At 47.2% G+C, this 16015-nt stretch carries 12 protein-coding genes and 1 pseudogene; 9 read left to right on the top strand and 4 right to left on the bottom strand.

The genetic code is table 11. The features are described from left to right. Nucleotides 1–4: 4 nt before the first annotated feature. Nucleotides 5–99: pseudogene (locus G9Q84_RS10470) on the top strand (EamA family transporter); the annotation flags it as partial. Between the two features lie 222 nt (nucleotides 100–321). On the opposite strand, the gene G9Q84_RS10465 reads toward G9Q84_RS10470, so the two are convergent. The 4 genes from G9Q84_RS10465 to G9Q84_RS10450 are packed head-to-tail and all read right to left on the bottom strand — an operon-like array spanning nucleotide 322 to nucleotide 4497. Beyond that, nucleotides 322–1725 (bottom strand): FAD/NAD(P)-binding protein, encoded by a 1404-nt coding sequence (locus G9Q84_RS10465; RefSeq protein ID WP_181643265.1) that lies wholly within the window; start codon nucleotides 1723–1725, stop codon nucleotides 322–324. A gap of 32 nt (nucleotides 1726–1757) precedes the next feature. Further along, a complete protein-coding gene (locus G9Q84_RS29805) occupies nucleotides 1758–2138 on the bottom strand; it encodes a GtrA family protein (protein WP_181643264.1) in 381 nt (126 codons plus the stop codon). A gap of 2 nt (nucleotides 2139–2140) precedes the next feature. Next, nucleotides 2141–3103 carry a glycosyltransferase family 2 protein gene (locus G9Q84_RS10455; RefSeq protein WP_181643263.1) on the bottom strand — a complete coding sequence of 321 codons (963 nt, stop codon included), beginning with the start codon at nucleotides 3101–3103 and terminating at the stop codon, nucleotides 2141–2143. Then, on the bottom strand, nucleotides 3103–4497 hold the full coding sequence (locus G9Q84_RS10450; protein WP_181643262.1) for a DUF6056 family protein: 1395 nt from the start codon (nucleotides 4495–4497) through the stop codon (nucleotides 3103–3105). The genes G9Q84_RS10455 and G9Q84_RS10450 overlap by 1 nt, the downstream gene beginning before the upstream one ends. Nucleotides 4498–5440: 943 nt before the next feature. Between G9Q84_RS10450 and G9Q84_RS10445 the strand changes: the two genes are divergently transcribed. Genes G9Q84_RS10445 through G9Q84_RS10410 form a run of 8 tightly spaced genes read left to right on the top strand, consistent with a single transcriptional unit; the run spans nucleotide 5441 to nucleotide 15958 of the window. After that, complete coding sequence (locus G9Q84_RS10445) at nucleotides 5441–6415, top strand: glycosyltransferase family 2 protein (protein WP_338104092.1); 975 nt, start codon at nucleotides 5441–5443, stop codon at nucleotides 6413–6415. A 4-nt stretch (nucleotides 6416–6419) separates the two neighbouring features. Beyond that, entirely contained in the window at nucleotides 6420–7490 is a 1071-nt protein-coding gene (rfbB, locus tag G9Q84_RS10440; protein WP_181643261.1) for a dTDP-glucose 4,6-dehydratase, read from the top strand. Continuing rightward, a complete protein-coding gene (gene rfbD, locus G9Q84_RS10435) occupies nucleotides 7487–8383 on the top strand; it encodes a dTDP-4-dehydrorhamnose reductase (RefSeq protein WP_181643260.1) in 897 nt (298 codons plus the stop codon). The genes rfbB and rfbD overlap by 4 nt, the downstream gene beginning before the upstream one ends. A gap of 2 nt (nucleotides 8384–8385) precedes the next feature. Next, nucleotides 8386–9270: a glucose-1-phosphate thymidylyltransferase RfbA gene (rfbA, locus tag G9Q84_RS10430; RefSeq protein ID WP_181643259.1), complete on the top strand. Its 885-nt coding sequence runs from the start codon at nucleotides 8386–8388 to the stop codon at nucleotides 9268–9270. After that, complete coding sequence (rfbC, locus tag G9Q84_RS10425) at nucleotides 9270–9815, top strand: dTDP-4-dehydrorhamnose 3,5-epimerase (RefSeq protein ID WP_181643258.1); 546 nt, start codon at nucleotides 9270–9272, stop codon at nucleotides 9813–9815. Before rfbA ends, rfbC begins: the two co-directional genes overlap by 1 nt. Beyond that, nucleotides 9815–10636: an ABC transporter permease gene (locus tag G9Q84_RS10420; protein ID WP_181643257.1), complete on the top strand. Its 822-nt coding sequence runs from the start codon at nucleotides 9815–9817 to the stop codon at nucleotides 10634–10636. The genes rfbC and G9Q84_RS10420 overlap by 1 nt, the downstream gene beginning before the upstream one ends. A 58-nt stretch (nucleotides 10637–10694) precedes the next feature. Further along, nucleotides 10695–12041 carry an ABC transporter ATP-binding protein gene (locus tag G9Q84_RS10415; RefSeq protein ID WP_338104094.1) on the top strand — a complete coding sequence of 449 codons (1347 nt, stop codon included), beginning with the start codon at nucleotides 10695–10697 and terminating at the stop codon, nucleotides 12039–12041. Then, nucleotides 12038–15958: a glycoside hydrolase family 99-like domain-containing protein gene (locus tag G9Q84_RS10410; protein WP_181643255.1), complete on the top strand. Its 3921-nt coding sequence runs from the start codon at nucleotides 12038–12040 to the stop codon at nucleotides 15956–15958. The genes G9Q84_RS10415 and G9Q84_RS10410 overlap by 4 nt, the downstream gene beginning before the upstream one ends. The last annotated feature ends 57 nt before the right edge of the window (nucleotides 15959–16015 follow it).

The following is a 16015-nucleotide window of genomic DNA, read 5'->3' as shown; positions in this document are numbered from 1 at the left end:
CCGTACGCTTACGATGTACCGCCTTATTCGTGGGGCATTTTGGTGAATGTCACCAGTATGTTTTACTTGGTGCCGGCGGTGACTGCGATGATGGATTTTTGGTAATCGCTCACGAACTGCTCACCGACGATGCCACAGTAGACGGTTGACCCATCTTGGGGTAGGTGAGGTTTTGGACCGCATGCAATTGGCCTGCAGTATTGAGTCCGCAGAGGGTGTAGCTGATTATTGTTGGGTTGGGGTTGTATTCGTAAAGGCTAGATGCTAAGCCTCCCTCCTTCGTCGTTCTGGGCTTAGGAGGGTTAGGCAACTCGTAGGGAGTTATGGCTCCGAGAGTGAGGTTTCGAGAGTGTCCGCCATAAGCTTCACGTACTCTCGCAGTTCTGGCACTGCAGTGGCCTCCCAGTCGCGTGCCTGGAGGAAAGGGCCGACGTAATACAGCCAGCGCGATTCTTCTAGATTACTATCCATCAGCGCCCCTGAAGGAGCTATTTCCATGCTTGTTCCGAGTGCATCGGGTATCAGTAAGCCACTAGTACGCAGCGACGCGAGAAGCGGGTCGTCCAGTTGTCGCAGGTCGAATGCTGGGGTCGTGCAATTGATCACGGCAGCTACTTCAATGCGTTCCTCACTCTGTGCGCCACGGCGCCGCAGATGAACGCTGACATAATCCGAGCTTGAATCGTAGCGTGTTATCCGTCCTGCGAAGAGTTTGAGTTTTCCGGTGTCAATCTCTGCCTGCATGCGTGCCCCTGGTTGTGGCGCGCAGCGGTGACGGTGCGTGTCCCAGTACGGGCGTACATGGCGCAAGAAGCGTTGCCGCTCAATGGTGGGAAGTGCATGCCACAGTTGTGATGTTGTAGATCTCAGTCCACCAATCACGTCCCTCCAATCCCCCCCATTACGGGTCTGCTGCTTTGCCGCGTCACGGACTGCGCGTAAATAGTGGCGAGTCGTACAGTTCTTGAGCATTTGCTGCGAAAGCTGCCCATCATAGAGAGGATGTGAGCTCAATACACGATGAGGTTGAGGGGAAAGGCCTCGACGAGAAACTGAATAAACCATGCCCCTGTGCCCGCGATCACGTAGGTCAAGTACGACGTCCAGCATGGTAAGGCCGCTGCCGATGAGCAGCACGGGGTCACTTTCTCCAATATTGCCTAATGCGCCGGTTTGCCACGGATCGTGGACATAGCGAGAGCTCTCGTAGAAGCTTCGATATTCCGATGCAATTGCAGGCTTTTGACGCGCGCAATGGCCAGTGCTCAAGACGACTGTATCGGCGTCAACATATTCACCGCTTTCCAAGATGAGTCTTGCAGCCTTGCCAGAATTGCTTGGTGTTACCCGAATGACCGTCCCTATCAAAACTTTGAGCTCAGTACCAGTTGATGGGGTTTTTGATGCGTCGTTCAGCAGTGCCGTCAAGTAGTCGCCATACAAAGTACGATTTACAAATGATCCTGGCGTCATAGTAGGGTCGTATTGCACCGCGTACTCGTGAAAGCCAAATTCCTCTTCTGGCAACGCCCCCATCCTCCCAGCAGGAACATTCAGGACATGGGCTCCGGCATGAGTGCCGTAAGCCACCCCTCTGCCCAGTGTCCCAGCACGGGTAATAAGAACGATGTTGAGTGAATTAATTGAATGCTGCCGCAGTAACCGTATCGCCAGCGTCGAACCACAGAAGCCCGCACCGACAATTACTATGGTCTTCGACTTCATTTTTAATGCTCCAGTTATGTGTACTCAAAAAACTAGTCTTTAAATACAAAATACCGATTGAGTGTGTATGAGACAATTACTACAAGAAAAATAGAACCTATAACTCCAATTAGGTAATGCGCTTGTAAATAAACTGATAGCCACACTGCGCTCCATGAGATCGCCAATCCAATCAGACTAACAAGGAAAAATTTAAAGTACAATTTAATTGATCTCTTTTTTTGAAATGTCCAATTTGCATTAAAAAAGTAAGATGTCATGTTGGCAAAGAGAAAGGCGATGACATTTGCTATGGGAGGCGCGAGTAAAAATAATTCAACTATAAGCAGAACCAAGCCTATGTGAATGACTGTGTTGCAGACGCCAACACAGCAGAACCTTATAAATCTTACTAAGTCTTGGTCTTGAGTCATGGTTAATGACCCTTTTTGTGTACGGAGCGTACAATAAACGGGGGGCGTCGTTTGGCTTCTAGATATATTCTGCCCACGTATTCGCCGAGCACACCGAGGCCGATCATTTGCAAGCCAGACATAAAGAGGAGTATGGAGGTGAGCGATGCATAGCCGGGAACGTCTACTCCGAATATTATCGTGCGTCCTACAATGAAGCTGCCGTATATAAACGAGCACGCTGCAACGAGAAAGCCAATGTATGTCCAAATTTTAAGGGGGACAATGGAGAAGGAGGTGATACCTTCTAATGCAAGATTCCATAACTTCCAACCCGAAAATTTACTGGTGCCTATATTTCTTTCCGGTCTGACATAGTCAACGGTGATCGTGCGAAAGCCCGCCCAGGCAAACAGACCTTTCATGAAGCGCCTTGCCTCGGGTAACGTTTTTAATACGTCTACCACTCGACGATCCATTAGTCGAAAGTCGCCAACATGATGGGGGATATCTACATCTGAAAGTCGATTGATCACGTTATAAAAAGCGCCAGCAGTAACCCGTTTCAAAAAGCTGTCGCTTGAGCGGTCGATCCGCCTAGCTAGAACCACGTCATAACCCTCTTGCCATTTTTCAACCAATGCCGAAATCAATTGTGGTGGGTCTTGCAGGTCAGCGTCTAATGGGATGATTGCATCACCCGTCGCTTGTTCGAGGCCGGCAGATAAGGCTGCTTCTTTGCCAAAATTTCTTGAAAGGTCGACGATCACCAATTTAAACGCGGTAACATTCGATTCCATAAGCTTTTTTAGAGTATTGTCTGTGCTTCCATCGTTAACCGCGATGACTTCCCATGAAAATCCATTGTGGTCAATGCTGTCAGCAATGGCTTTCAGCGTGGATTCAACGTTGGCCTCTTCGTTGTAAAAAGGCGTAACTAACGAAATGGTTTTTTTATTTGCAGTGCTGGATTCTACGTCGAACATTATTTTGGCTCGCTTGGTGCGTGTGGAGTGATGGTCAGCTGGCAATTAAAGTATTTGCTCACTTGAGTTAAGCTGCTAGCTACCCATTCCTCTCTGTTATTTAGTATTCCTATATCATTGCGTATCGGGATAAGTTGAATGGGTAGGCCTTCTTGGCATTCAATAGTCCCTTGTTTTGTGAAAATGAATTCGGAGCGCGAGTTGACTTCTCTCGAAAATTCTGAGTACTCCGAAAATACTTGGGTAGCCATGCCCATGCTAGCCAATCCAAGGCAAGATATAGTTACGAGTGCTAATCTCCTAGGCAGAAATGTGACAATTTCATAAAAGCATCTGATAATAAATATTATTAATATTACCCAGGTTAGAAAGAATGCTCTAGGTTCGACGTAGGGGGCCTTTACTACGGAGGCGATACAAAGAACAGCAGGGATTAGCAAGAAATAAAACTTGACAGGTTGATCCCATATTTTGATTTTTAAATAGGTCGCGATTGCAACAGCAGTTAATAAGGCGGCCAAAAGTTTTGCGCTGCTATTGAAGAATGCTTGGATTACAGCGATAGCCTGCCAGAAATAATAGTTTAAGGAGGGGGGCGGAATATGAAGCGCTTCGATATAGTAGGCTGTCCTGAATTTGGTGGATGGAGCTAGCATTAATGCGCACCAGGCCACGAGATAAGCCAGAGTTATGAGTCCGAGTTTCCAGCTAAAATTTTTATTGTCTTTATAATTTTTATATGTCATACATGCCATGTAGGGGATTATTGAAGGCGGGACGTTTTCAAATGAGAGGCCACATATAATCGCTAGTGTGATAGCAGCTAGGGTGCTCGGCCAAGATCTTAGTAAATGCTGGTAAATACGTGAGGAGTGAAAAGGCAAAATAAGCAATAGGGTAAGTACCATTGGCTGTAAGTAGCCAGCTGTTGCTGTCTGCCAGAAGAATATTTCCAGTCGCGGCCATAGCAGAAAACATGTTGCTAATACGAGCATGCTTGAAAGTATTAAACTTTCAAAGTTCCATTTTTTTTGTGGTGTGGAAATGAGTGCTAGTAAAAATGTAAATGTGGATATGAATAAAATCGTCGCTATCGAAAACAAGGCTTTTGGCATTGCGAGCCAGAAAATTGAGAGCTGCTCACCAAAACGAGCGTTCCAATTTTGGATCTGGTGTGTGGATTTGTCTAGTACCCAGTTGATGCGATCAAATAAATTGGTATTTTCAAATGGTCTGCTAAGTGCATAGTCTTCGCCATTTGTTGGTGAAATTGAAAAGGTCAGCGCAGATGTCAATATCAGCAGAAAAAGAAAAATCGCGGTCAATAGTGTTGTCGACGATATTGAGTTCTGTTCCGAAATTTTATTATTCCCTATAGCGGCATGAGGGGGCATGCAGAATCTCCGTAAGAAAGTATCGGGCACTGTTGCAGTTTCTGGGGGCGGGGTTGCGCTTGCTAGACTGTAATCTGAAGCAAGGATAGTGTACGCGATTGTCTTAATGGTTTGCGAGTGTCGCTACCGTGCGCGGCAGGCTCCTGCCTTGTCCGCTGGGATCGGAGCTCTTCGATAACGGCAGGTGGGAACCTGTCACGGATGGGGGCGGCAATAGGTGCTACCGTCACCGTCAGCTGCGCGTTCACCTCTCACCCAGAGAAAAACTGCTGCTCTGCCGCGTACGTTGACTGACCCGGCTCTTCGGTCCAGGTTCCGATTTATAGGACGGTGGTGGTTTTCTGCATAGCAGTCGATTACTACACATAGATTGAGGCGTGAAAGCCGCATCAATGATCGAGCCGGGTTTGGTCGTTGTCTTTTTGTCAAATTTGATCGGCTGGCGTACCCGCCTGGGATTTGGCGGATATCGTTACGGAGAGTGAGGCGGCGAGTAGTCGCCTGCGTATTCTGTTTATGGTCTTAGGAGCGGGGGTTGTGTAGTTAAAGGCTGAGAGCCCCTGCCAGTGATTGATTCGATTGAGCGAGTCTTTTTTGATTTCTATCGTGCCTGCATAAAAATATGGGGATGGCTCACATACTTTGGATGATTATGCGCCGAACCAATTCGGTCCTATTGCTTCGATATTAATGAAGCATTCACTTATGGGTATTGTCATCAATGCTGCAGTGGTCGGTTTGTGGGCGTCACACTAGGCTTTCCTACCCCTTGAGGGCAGGCTCAAACCCAGCAGTGCTCGCCCGCCGTGCCGGGTGGTAACGTCCGACAACTGGTTGAAGACTACAGATTGTGCGTACACGCGATAACTGTAATAATTCTGTCTTTCTCAGGGCGCATATCCATGTTTCCTACGGGATATTAGTAGTTCGCGAAGGGATATCTGTGTCTATTTTTGCTTTGCGCAGTACATCTGCTCTCAAGTCGCACGATTCCTGCACAGCAAAAGTTGCGGTGCTGATGTGCACGTACAATGGCGAAGCCTACCTTTCCGAGCAGCTCGATTCGTTTGCGCGCCAGACTCATGTTAAATGGGTCTTAGTGGTATCTGACGACGGCTCTCAAGACGGAACCCTTTCGCTTCTCGACCGTTACAGCACTAGGTGGGGAGGCGAGCGCCTGAGGGTTCTGAATGGCCCCGGCCGGGGGTTTGCAGCGAATTTCCTTTCGTTGACTTGTCGTAATGATATCGATGCCGACTTTTTTGCATGGTCAGATCAAGATGACATCTGGACGGATGACAAGCTTCAGGTAGCGCTTGCTTGGTTGCAGACCATTCCCAAGCATGTTCCGGCTCTCTATTGCGGTCGTACTCAGTTGATCAGCGACTCAGGCGAGCCTTTAGGTTTTTCCCCTCATTTCTGTCTGCCCCCTGGTTTTCCTAATGCGCTTGTGCAGAGTATCGCCGGTGGCAACACCATGGTTTTCAATCAGGCTGCTCGTGAACTGTTGCGTAAGGCGGGATCTGAGCTGAAAATCCCCGCCCACGATTGGTGGGCGTATCAGTTGATATCAGGTGTTGGAGGGGCAATTCACTATGATCCCGAACCCAAGATGCTCTATCGGCAGCACAGTGAAAACCTGATTGGTAGCAATTCGGGCTGGCTTGCGCGATTGATTCGTCTGCGCATGGTATTCCAAGGTAGATTCTACGAATGGAATGAGCAGAATATTTGTGCTCTTGAATCCATGCAGCAACACCTTTGCGAGGAGCATCTAGCGACTCTTGCTCGCTTCAAGGCCGCAAGAGGGCAAACATTTTTTCGACGCGTCCGGGGGATCCGGTTGGCTGGTTTGTACCGGCAAACTTTCATGGGGAACCTTGGGCTGACTCTCGCAACATTACTGAAAAAGATCTGACTTAATGACTATCTTAGTAACCGGCGGTGCTGGCTTTATCGGTGCCAACTTTGTATTGGATTGGCTTGCTCAAGTAGACGAGCCCGTGATCAATCTGGATAAGCTGACGTATGCCGGCAACCTGGAGAATCTCAGTACGCTTGAGGGTGATAAACGCCATGTATTCGTGCACGGTGACATCGCCGACACACATTTAGTTGAGCGCTTGCTTGCTGAGCATAAGCCGCGGGCCATATTGAATTTTGCTGCAGAGTCGCACGTCGACCGCTCGATCCATGGCCCGGAAGACTTTATTGAAACCAACGTTGTCGGCACCTTCCGTTTGCTTGAGGCTGTGCGTTCCTACTGGAAAGGGCTACCAGCCGATGCGCAACATGCATTTCGTTTTCTGCACGTCTCGACTGACGAAGTGTATGGTTCTCTGGCTAAAGACGAGCCTGCGTTCACCGAACATCATCAGTACGAACCTAATAGCCCTTACTCAGCCAGCAAGGCCGCAAGTGATCATTTGGTACGTGCCTATCACCACACGTATGGCTTGCCGGTCCTTACAACCAATTGCTCAAACAATTATGGCCCGTATCATTTCCCGGAAAAACTTATTCCGTTGATGGTCGTCAATGCGATAGCGGGTGAGGCTTTGCCGGTATATGGCGATGGTCAGCAGATTCGTGACTGGCTGTACGTTAAAGATCACTGCAGTGCCATTCGCCGTGTTCTAGAAGCTGGCAGTGTTGGCGAGGTCTACAACGTTGGTGGTTGGAATGAAAAGCCTAACTTAGAAATCGTCCACACTGTTTGCGCCTTGCTCGATGAGCTGCACCCCCGCGCAGATGGCAAACCGTACAACGAGCAAATTGCCTACGTGGCGGACCGCCCTGGGCATGATCGTCGTTATGCTATCGACGCTCGCAAGCTGGAGCTAGATTTGGGTTGGAAACCGGCGGAAACGTTTGAAACCGGTATCCGCAAAACCGTAGCCTGGTACTTGGATAATCAGGTTTGGGTTAGTAATATCCAATCGGGTTCTTATCGCGAATGGGTAGAAAAAAATTACGCCCAGCGCTTCGTATGAAGATTCTTTTACTTGGTAAAAATGGCCAGGTAGGGTGGGAGTTACAGCGCAGCTTGGCCACTTTTGGCCAATTGCTTGCGTTGGACTCGAGAAGCCAAGACTACTGTGGTGACTTGAACGATCTGCGAGGGCTGGCTGCGACTGTGCAGCGTTTTGCCCCGGACGTAATCGTTAACGCTGCTGCTTACACCGCAGTGGATAGGGCCGAGAGCGAGCCAGACCAAGCGCTACGCGTGAACGCAGAAGCTCCGGCAGTATTGGCCGCAGAAGCTTTGAAGCTGAACGCTTTGCTAGTGCACTATTCCACGGATTACGTCTTTGTTGGCAATGGCGATACGCCTTGGCAGGAAAGCGACCCGGCCTGCCCTCTCAATGTCTATGGCTCTACCAAACTTGCGGGTGAACAGGCGATTCAGGCATCCGGTTGCTCTCATCTAATCTTCCGAACTAGCTGGGTGTATGGCACGCGGGGGAACAACTTCCCGAAGACGATGCTACGTCTGGCTCAAGAAAGAGACAGTCTGGGCGTCATTGATGATCAGTTCGGCGCACCCACCGGCGCCGATCTCTTGGCTGATGTAACAGCACACGCTATTCGCGTAACGCGCCAGCAGCCAAAGCATGGGGGGATTTATCACCTTGCGGCGGCGGGCGAAACCACTTGGTACCACTATGCCCGTTTCGTACTTGAACAAGCTAAAACCGCAGGAGTACAACTCAAGGTGCCCCCAGCCTCCTTGGGGGCGATAGCGACAGCAGCGTACCCTACACCTGCCAAGCGGCCACGTAACTCACGACTCAACACTAAAAAATTGCAGAATGCCTTTTCATTAAGCTTGCCCCAGTGGCAAGTAGGTGTGGCACGGATGCTCATAGAAACGCTAGAGAAATAAACATGCTCAAACGTAAAGGAATCATTCTGGCTGGCGGCTCAGGTACGCGTCTGCACCCTGCAACTTTGGCTATCTCCAAGCAACTGCTGCCGGTATACGACAAGCCAATGATCTACTACCCGCTCAGCACGTTGATGCTGGCGGGGATTCGCGACATTCTGATTATCTCGACGCCACAGGATACGCCGCGCTTTGAGCAGCTATTGGGAGATGGCAGCAATTGGGGGTTAAATATTTCCTATGCAGTGCAGGCGGCCCCTGATGGATTGGCCCAAGCGTTTATTATTGGCGAGGACTTTATAGGCAATGACCTGTCGGCATTGGTGTTAGGCGACAATATTTACCACGGTCATCATTTCAATGAGTTGCTCAGCAGTGCAATGGTTCGTGAGGAAGGTGCCAGCGTATTTGCGTATCACGTGTACGACCCAGAGCGTTACGGGGTTGTCGAATTTGATAGCAAAGGCAAGGCGGTGAGCCTGGAAGAGAAACCCCTCGAGCCAAAATCAAACTACGCGGTAACCGGCCTATATTTTTACGACCGGCAAGTCGTTGATATTGCTAAGAGCATTAAACCTTCGCCTCGCGGTGAGTTGGAGATAACTGACCTCAACCGTATATATATGGAGCAGGGTGAGTTGTCGGTAGAGATCATGGGGCGGGGGTACGCGTGGCTTGATACAGGTACCCATGATTCGCTCCTGGAGGCGAGTCATTTCATCGCTACGCTTGAGCATCGCCAGGGCCTTAAGGTCGCCTGCCCGGAAGAGATCGCCTTCCGTCAAGGCTGGATCAGTGCAGAGACGCTTGAAAAGCTCGCCGCCCCCTTGGCAAAAAATGGTTATGGCCAATATCTAAAACGCCTGCTTCACGAGAAAATTTTCTGATGAAAGCGACACCTTTAGCAATTGCAGACGTAATGCTATTCGAGCCGAAAGTTTTTGGTGACGAACGTGGTTTCTTTTTCGAGAGCTTTAATCATCGCTCTTTTGAAGAAGCCATTGGTCGATCCGTACGGTTCGTTCAAGATAATCACTCTCGATCTGTGAAGGGGGTGTTACGAGGTCTGCACTATCAAATTCAGCAGACACAAGGAAAGCTTGTACGAGTTGTCGCAGGCGAAGTTTTTGATGTCGCCGTGGACATACGTCGTAGTTCTTCTACCTTTGGACAATGGGTGGGAGCTTACCTGTCGGCTGAAAATAAGCATCAGCTCTGGGTACCAGCGGGCTTCGCGCACGGTTTTGTGGTGCTGTCCGAAACTGCAGAGTTTCTTTATAAAACCACAGATTATTATGAGCCAACTTTTGAACGGTCTATACTTTGGAGTGATCCAGATTTAGCTATCGACTGGCCTTTAAATGGAAATCCCGCATTATCTTCGAAGGATCAGCAAGGGGCTTTGCTAGCCGAAGCTGAGGTTTTTGACTGATGCAGAATTTCCCCGCCTCTCCTGTTGAAATGATTGCTGGCTTTTGGCGTAATCGTTCGCTAATTGGTGCACTGGTAAAACGCGATATCTTGGGGCGATACCGCGGTTCAACACTGGGCCTATTTTGGTCTTTTTTTAATCCGGTCCTAATGCTTGCAGTTTATACGTTTGTATTTAGTGTGGTGTTCAACGCTCGCTGGGGAACTGGGGGCGGTGGTTCAAAGACTGAATATGCTCTCGTATTATTTGCCGGTCTAATAGTATTTAACGTTTTTTCGGAGTGTGTTGCACGGGCTCCTGAGTTGGTTTTGTCGAACGTTAATTACGTAAAAAAGGTCGTCTTTCCGTTGGAGGTTTTGAGCTGGGTCTCATTAGGGTCAGCACTATTTCATGGCTTAGTCAGCTTAAGTGTGTGGCTGGTCTTTTACTGTTTTTTCTTCGGTGCTCCACATTTGACTGTGCTGTATTTTCCCGTTGTCATTCTCCCGCTCTTGATATTTTCAATGGGACTTTCCTGGGCGCTTGCGTCTTTGGGTGTATTTCTACGTGATATATCTCAGGTGATTGGTGTCATTCTCACAATGCTGATGTTTCTCTCCGGGATATTTTATTCTGTGTCGTCTTTGCCAGAAGACTATCAAGTCATCATGCAAATGAATCCTCTTGTTACTATTATTGACCAGTCAAGAGCAGTTCTGATTTGGGGACAGCAACCCAATTTTTTGCTTTTGCTTGGCTATTTGGCAGGTGCCTCGGCGGTGGCTTGGATAGGTTTTGCTTGGTTCCAGAAGACACGTAAGGGGTTTGCCGATGTCCTCTGATAATGAAGAGTTGACTTCCGTTCCTGAAGAAGTTAGGTCTAGCGATTGCGGGACTGATATCGCTGAAGATACAGCAATACTCATCAGTAATCTGAGCAAATGTTTTCAGATATACGAAAAGCCGAGTGACCGTTTACTCCAAATGCTGTCGCGTGGATCCAAGAAGTATTATCGTGAGTTTTGGGCTTTAAAAGGTATTTCTTTTGAAGTCAAGAAAGGCGAGACGATAGGAATCGTCGGCCGCAACGGTAGTGGAAAATCTACATTATTACAGTTAATTTGCGGCACCTTGAATAGTAGCGGCGGTAGCATACAAGTTAGTGGTCGCATAGCTGCGTTGCTTGAGCTCGGATCAGGTTTCAATCCAGAGTTCACCGGTCGCGAAAATGTTTACATGAATGCGGCTATACTTGGTCTCAAAAAAGAAGAAATTGATTCTCGCTACGCAGAGATTGAAAGTTTTGCCGAGATTGGTCAGTTCATTGATCAGCCTGTCAAAACGTATTCGAGCGGTATGGCTGTTCGCTTGGCGTTCGCGGTCGCCATTAACTCAGATCCTGAGATTTTGATTGTAGATGAAGCTTTATCTGTCGGCGATGAGCTTTTTCAGCGTAAATGTTTTTCTAGGATAGAGGCGATTAAAAAAAATGGTGCGACAATTTTGTTTGTCTCACATTCAGGAGCAACAGTTGTAGGTCTGTGTGATCGTGCGGTTTTGATTGATCAGGGTGAGCTCCTTAGTTCTGGAACGCCAAAAGAGATTGTCGGGAAGTATCAAAAGTTACTATATGCTCCGACGCATAAGCAACAAAGTATACGAGCGGATCTTCGAGTCGATCTCTCTCGGGCAGTAAATGAAGAAGGATCAATAGTTGGAATAGACCAGCCCGAGGAGTACTTTGACCCGGACCTAGTTCCAAAGAGTACTTTGGCGTATGAATCTCAAGGAGCGCATATTAGTGATGTGCACATACTGACGCTCGCGGGCGAAAAAATTAATTGTTTGCGGCGAGGTATAGAGTATCGCTATTTCTATAGAGTTAAATTCCAAAAAACCGCGACGCTTGTTAGATTTGGTATGTTGATCAAGTCTGGCATGGGAATTGAGTTGGGAGGGAGTGCATCGGCGCCCACTGCCGAGCAGTGTATTTCTTATGTTAACTCTGGCGCACAATTTGATGTCGAATTTAAATTCAAGTGTATGCTTAACTCGGGTACGTATTTTCTGAACGCCGGCGTTCAGGGGGCTACCGACGCCGATCAGATATTTCTCCATAGAATACTAGATGTTTGTATGTTTCGAGTCTTGCCGGAAACTGATAACTTGGCGACCGGCATGGTTGATTTCAGCTGTTACCCAAGTTGGTCTGAGGCAACCTCTCACGAAGACAAGGTGTCAGTATGAGTTCATTTTTTTCTAAAAACAGCAACACACAGCATATCGTTGTAGTTCTTGGGATGCATCGAAGTGGAACTAGCTCTTTGACCCGAGGGCTGAAAGTGCTTGGGGTTGACTTGGGTGCCAATCTATTTGATGGAATAGAGGGTAATAACGACAAAGGTTTTTTTGAAGACGTGGACGTTAATAATTTTAACGTCGAGCTTCTTGGATCACTAGGGCGCGATTGGCATTCTTTAGAGCCTATTCACCCGGATGAATTGAACAGTTCCGCCGTTCAAGAGTTTAAGTTAAGGGCAATACAGCTTTTACGCAGTAAGATAAGGTCTTCTCCCTGTTTTGGATTGAAAGATCCCCGCATAACTCGCTTACTACCGTTCTGGTCGTCAGTTTTTGAACACTTGAAACTGAGGGTTAGTTACTTAGTCGCCTTTAGACACCCGATGAGTGTTGCCAGGTCTCTGCAGCGCAGAGATGAGTTTGAATTTGAGAAGGGATATCTCCTCTGGGCTGATCATATGCTGGCCGCCTTGAGGGATACCTTTGGCCAGGAGCGCGTTGTAGTTGAATATGACCGTCTGATGAGACAGCCTGAGAAGGAACTTCAGAGGATTGCGACAGAGTTCGAACTAGACTTCGATCCTAATGGTAAAGCACTTGCGGAATATAAAACGGGTTTCCTAGACAGTTCTTTGCGGCATACAGAATTTCAACCAGAGGATTTGTTGATTGACCCGTTAGCTCCTGCTGGTACGGTCGAGCTTTATCAACTCCTTCTGGCGCTGTCAGAAGACCGCCTCGTTCTTGATGCGGTGGAAACTAAGCTGACGGTCGAAAATCTAACACTGCAGTTGAAGAAAAGTTACCCGTTGTTGAGGTTTCTGGACCGTAAGGATATCGAGCTTAATTCCCTGAATGCATGTCTCCTTGATACAAGGGGGCAGTTAGCTGCTTTGGGACAGGAACTCATGCTAAAGGGCAATGAGATTGAGGGACTTGGTCAGGCCATCCTTCAACGTGATGGTCATATTGCTAGCCTAAATGAAGCTATTGCTCAGTATGTGGAAAAAGTCAGTGCCGCCAACGATATAGTCACTCAGTACAGCGATAACGTTAACATCTTGAATCAAGAGTTGTTAGAGCGTAACGAAAAGATTGATGCGCTTAATCAAAAGGTCAGTCAACTAGATGCGTTGGAAGTGAGCTTAGCTGAACTTCAGAATGATTTTCATGCCTCAAATGTGGAAAATAAGCTATTGGAAGCAAAGAGTCGTGACTTTGAGCACCTCATTCTGCAATTGAACGAAAGCATTGAAAAAGTATCGTCTGAGCGAAATGATCTTTTACAGAGATTAGAAGAGTCAAAAGCTGAGTTCGCTATAGCATTAGATACATTTGAAAAAAGTGTTGAAGAGAATGAAAAGCTGCATGTTCAGACAGTCGCTGATTTGGAGGCGCTCGTCGTTGCAAATGGGCATACAATTGATGGCAGTACAGTGGGACTGATCAAACCAGACAGTGTGATAGACAGGAACTGTTGCGATACCATGGAAAATAATGCTGTGGACGATCTCGATGGTAGCGCGCCGCCTGATAAGGATGTGTCCACTCAAAATCGATATATCGCTCAGTTAGAGGCGTCATACGAGATTGCCAAGCAAGAAATATCCGATCTTGAAGCAAAGGTTTATTACGCTTGGAAAGAAGTCGATGAGCTGAAAAATGCTAATGCCGAAGCTAGATATAAACATGATGTGCTGCTCAATAGCACTTCGTGGCGTATAACAGCTCCTCTTCGGTTTGCTGTGCGTAATTTTATAATCAAGCCTCGAGCTTATGGTAAGCGCTTGGTCGTCGGCTGCTCGCGAGCGTGCTGGCGCGCGCTTCCAATATCAGCACCTAATCGATTAAAGCTGAAGGGGGCTCTTTATACGGTGCTTCCATTTGTGTTTGTGGGGACTGAGAATTATAAACAATGGAGATTTTATACAGATTCTCGAAAAGCCAGTCTTGAAGCTCAGCAACTTCTTGATGCTAATGTACGTGATAATACAAGTATACCAGCTGTAGTTGCAGGCATTCCAAGAATTCAGTTCGACTCAACTCAAAATAGATTTGTAGAGTATCGTAAAAACCCTGCGATTGAACCGGTTGTAAAACTGATAGCCTTTTATCTTCCTCAGTTTCATCCCTTTCCTCAAAACGATGAGTGGTGGGGAAAAGGCTTTACTGAGTGGACGAATGTAACGAAGGCGTTCCCTAATTATGTGGACCATTACCAGCCCCATTATCCGATTCACAGTGGCTATTATGATTTACGTGTTGCTGAGGTAATGGAAGAGCAGGCGCGTCTTGCAAAAGAGTACGGTGTCTACGGGTTTAGTTATTATTTTTACTGGTTCGCCGGAACCATATTGATGGACAAGCCTCTAGAGCAGATGCTGGCCAATCCAAAAGTTGAGATGCCTTTTTGTTTTACTTGGGCCAACGAAAACTGGTCCAGGCGCTGGGACGGACAAGAGAATGATATTCTTATAGCTCAGCATCATAGCGATGCTGACTCTTTAAATTTTATTCGACATCTTATGAAGTATTTCAAAGATGATCGCTATATAAAAATAGATGGTAAGCCGCTTCTGATTATTTATCGCGCTAGTATTATTCCTGATATGGAAAAAACAGCGATGATATGGCGTCAGGAGCTTGAAAAAAATGGTTTTCCTGGACTTTATCTGGTTTGTGCTCAAAGCTTCGGAATTAGATCGCCTGACGAGTTTGGTTTTGATGCCTCGGTTGAGTTCCCACCTCATACCGTAAGCAGTACTGATATACGTCATGAGTTGCAGATGACCAATTCGGAGTTCGGTGGTCATATATTCAGCTATGATCAGGTTGTAGCTAATGCCGTAGCCAGTAAAGAGCCTGACTATAAATTATTCAGAGCGTCTATGTTGTCTTGGGATAACACTGCCCGTAAACAACACAATAGTCATACCTTCCATGGCTTCAGCCTTCTCAGATATAAGCAGTGGTTGTCTTCAATTACCAATAATGTATTCAATAATGCAAAATATTCAAAAGACGAAAAGTTGGTTTTTGTCAATGCATGGAACGAGTGGGCAGAGGGAACCCATCTTGAACCTGACCGGAAATTCGGGTATGGATATTTGCAGGCTACGTATGATGTGCTTGCTGAATATGATATGTCCAAGGTTTCGCGTTTAGCATACAGGCGCTCCACGCGCGAAGCCGATTATGCGGTTGTCCTGCATCTTCATTATCAAGACCTCTGGGATGATATAAAGAGGTATCTTGAATCCTTCGGAGAAACGGCGTTCGACCTATACGTAACTGTGACCTCCTCCTCCGCAGGCTTGAGAGTTGCAAAAGAATATCCTAAAGCTCATATCCACTTGGTTGAAAATCGCGGTCGTGATGTGCTCCCTTTTTTGAAGGTGCTTGAAGTCATCAAAGATATGAATTATGTTGCTGTTTGTAAAATTCATTCTAAACGTAGCATATATCGGGATGATGGGGATAAAATTCGAGACGATCTTCTTGAGCAGTTGTTGGGCTCTAATAGCACTGTCCTGAATATCGTTGATCGTTTTCGTCAGCAGCAGGACCTTGGTATGTTGGCGCCTGGGAAATATCTTATTCCTCACACAGATCATAATATGACTTATTGTGGCCCCGTTGTTGCGGAACTCTCATCAAAGCTACATATAAATTTTTCATATAGTGAATTTATCGCGGGTTCGATGTTTTGGTTTCGACCGAAGGCTCTAGAGGCACTGCTGTCAATTGAAGAATCTTTATTTGAGGTGGAAGAAGGGCTTGCTGATGGCACGCTTGCACACGGTGTAGAAAGGATTCTTTGTCACGTGGTCATGAAGTCGAATCATAATGTCAAGACCATATAATTATTGGTTTGCATAGATTTAAATACCAAGCACTAATGATGCTGTGCTCATTGGCAG

This window comes from Pseudomonas sivasensis (assembly GCF_013778505.1).
GTDB lineage: Bacteria > Pseudomonadota > Gammaproteobacteria > Pseudomonadales > Pseudomonadaceae > Aquipseudomonas > Aquipseudomonas sivasensis.
The sequence above is the reverse complement of the archived record's forward strand: the minus strand, read 5'-3'. Positions and strand labels throughout refer to the sequence as shown.

Bases quoted from the DNA above. Each gene is read 5' to 3' on its own strand.
- rfbA (WP_181643259.1), top strand. From the start codon at position 8,386: ATGCTCAAACGTAAAGGAATCATTCTGGCTGGCGGCTCAGGTACGCGT.
- G9Q84_RS29805 (WP_181643264.1), bottom strand. From the start codon at position 2,138: ATGACTCAAGACCAAGACTTAGTAAGATTTATAAGGTTCTGCTGTGTT.
- rfbD (WP_181643260.1), top strand. From the start codon at position 7,487: ATGAAGATTCTTTTACTTGGTAAAAATGGCCAGGTAGGGTGGGAGTTA.
- rfbB (WP_181643261.1), top strand. From the start codon at position 6,420: ATGACTATCTTAGTAACCGGCGGTGCTGGCTTTATCGGTGCCAACTTT.
- G9Q84_RS10465 (WP_181643265.1), bottom strand. From the start codon at position 1,725: ATGAAGTCGAAGACCATAGTAATTGTCGGTGCGGGCTTCTGTGGTTCG.
- G9Q84_RS10455 (WP_181643263.1), bottom strand. From the start codon at position 3,103: ATGTTCGACGTAGAATCCAGCACTGCAAATAAAAAAACCATTTCGTTA.
- G9Q84_RS10450 (WP_181643262.1), bottom strand. From the start codon at position 4,497: ATGCCCCCTCATGCCGCTATAGGGAATAATAAAATTTCGGAACAGAAC.
- G9Q84_RS10410 (WP_181643255.1), top strand. From the start codon at position 12,038: ATGAGTTCATTTTTTTCTAAAAACAGCAACACACAGCATATCGTTGTA.
- G9Q84_RS10420 (WP_181643257.1), top strand. From the start codon at position 9,815: ATGCAGAATTTCCCCGCCTCTCCTGTTGAAATGATTGCTGGCTTTTGG.
- rfbC (WP_181643258.1), top strand. From the start codon at position 9,270: ATGAAAGCGACACCTTTAGCAATTGCAGACGTAATGCTATTCGAGCCG.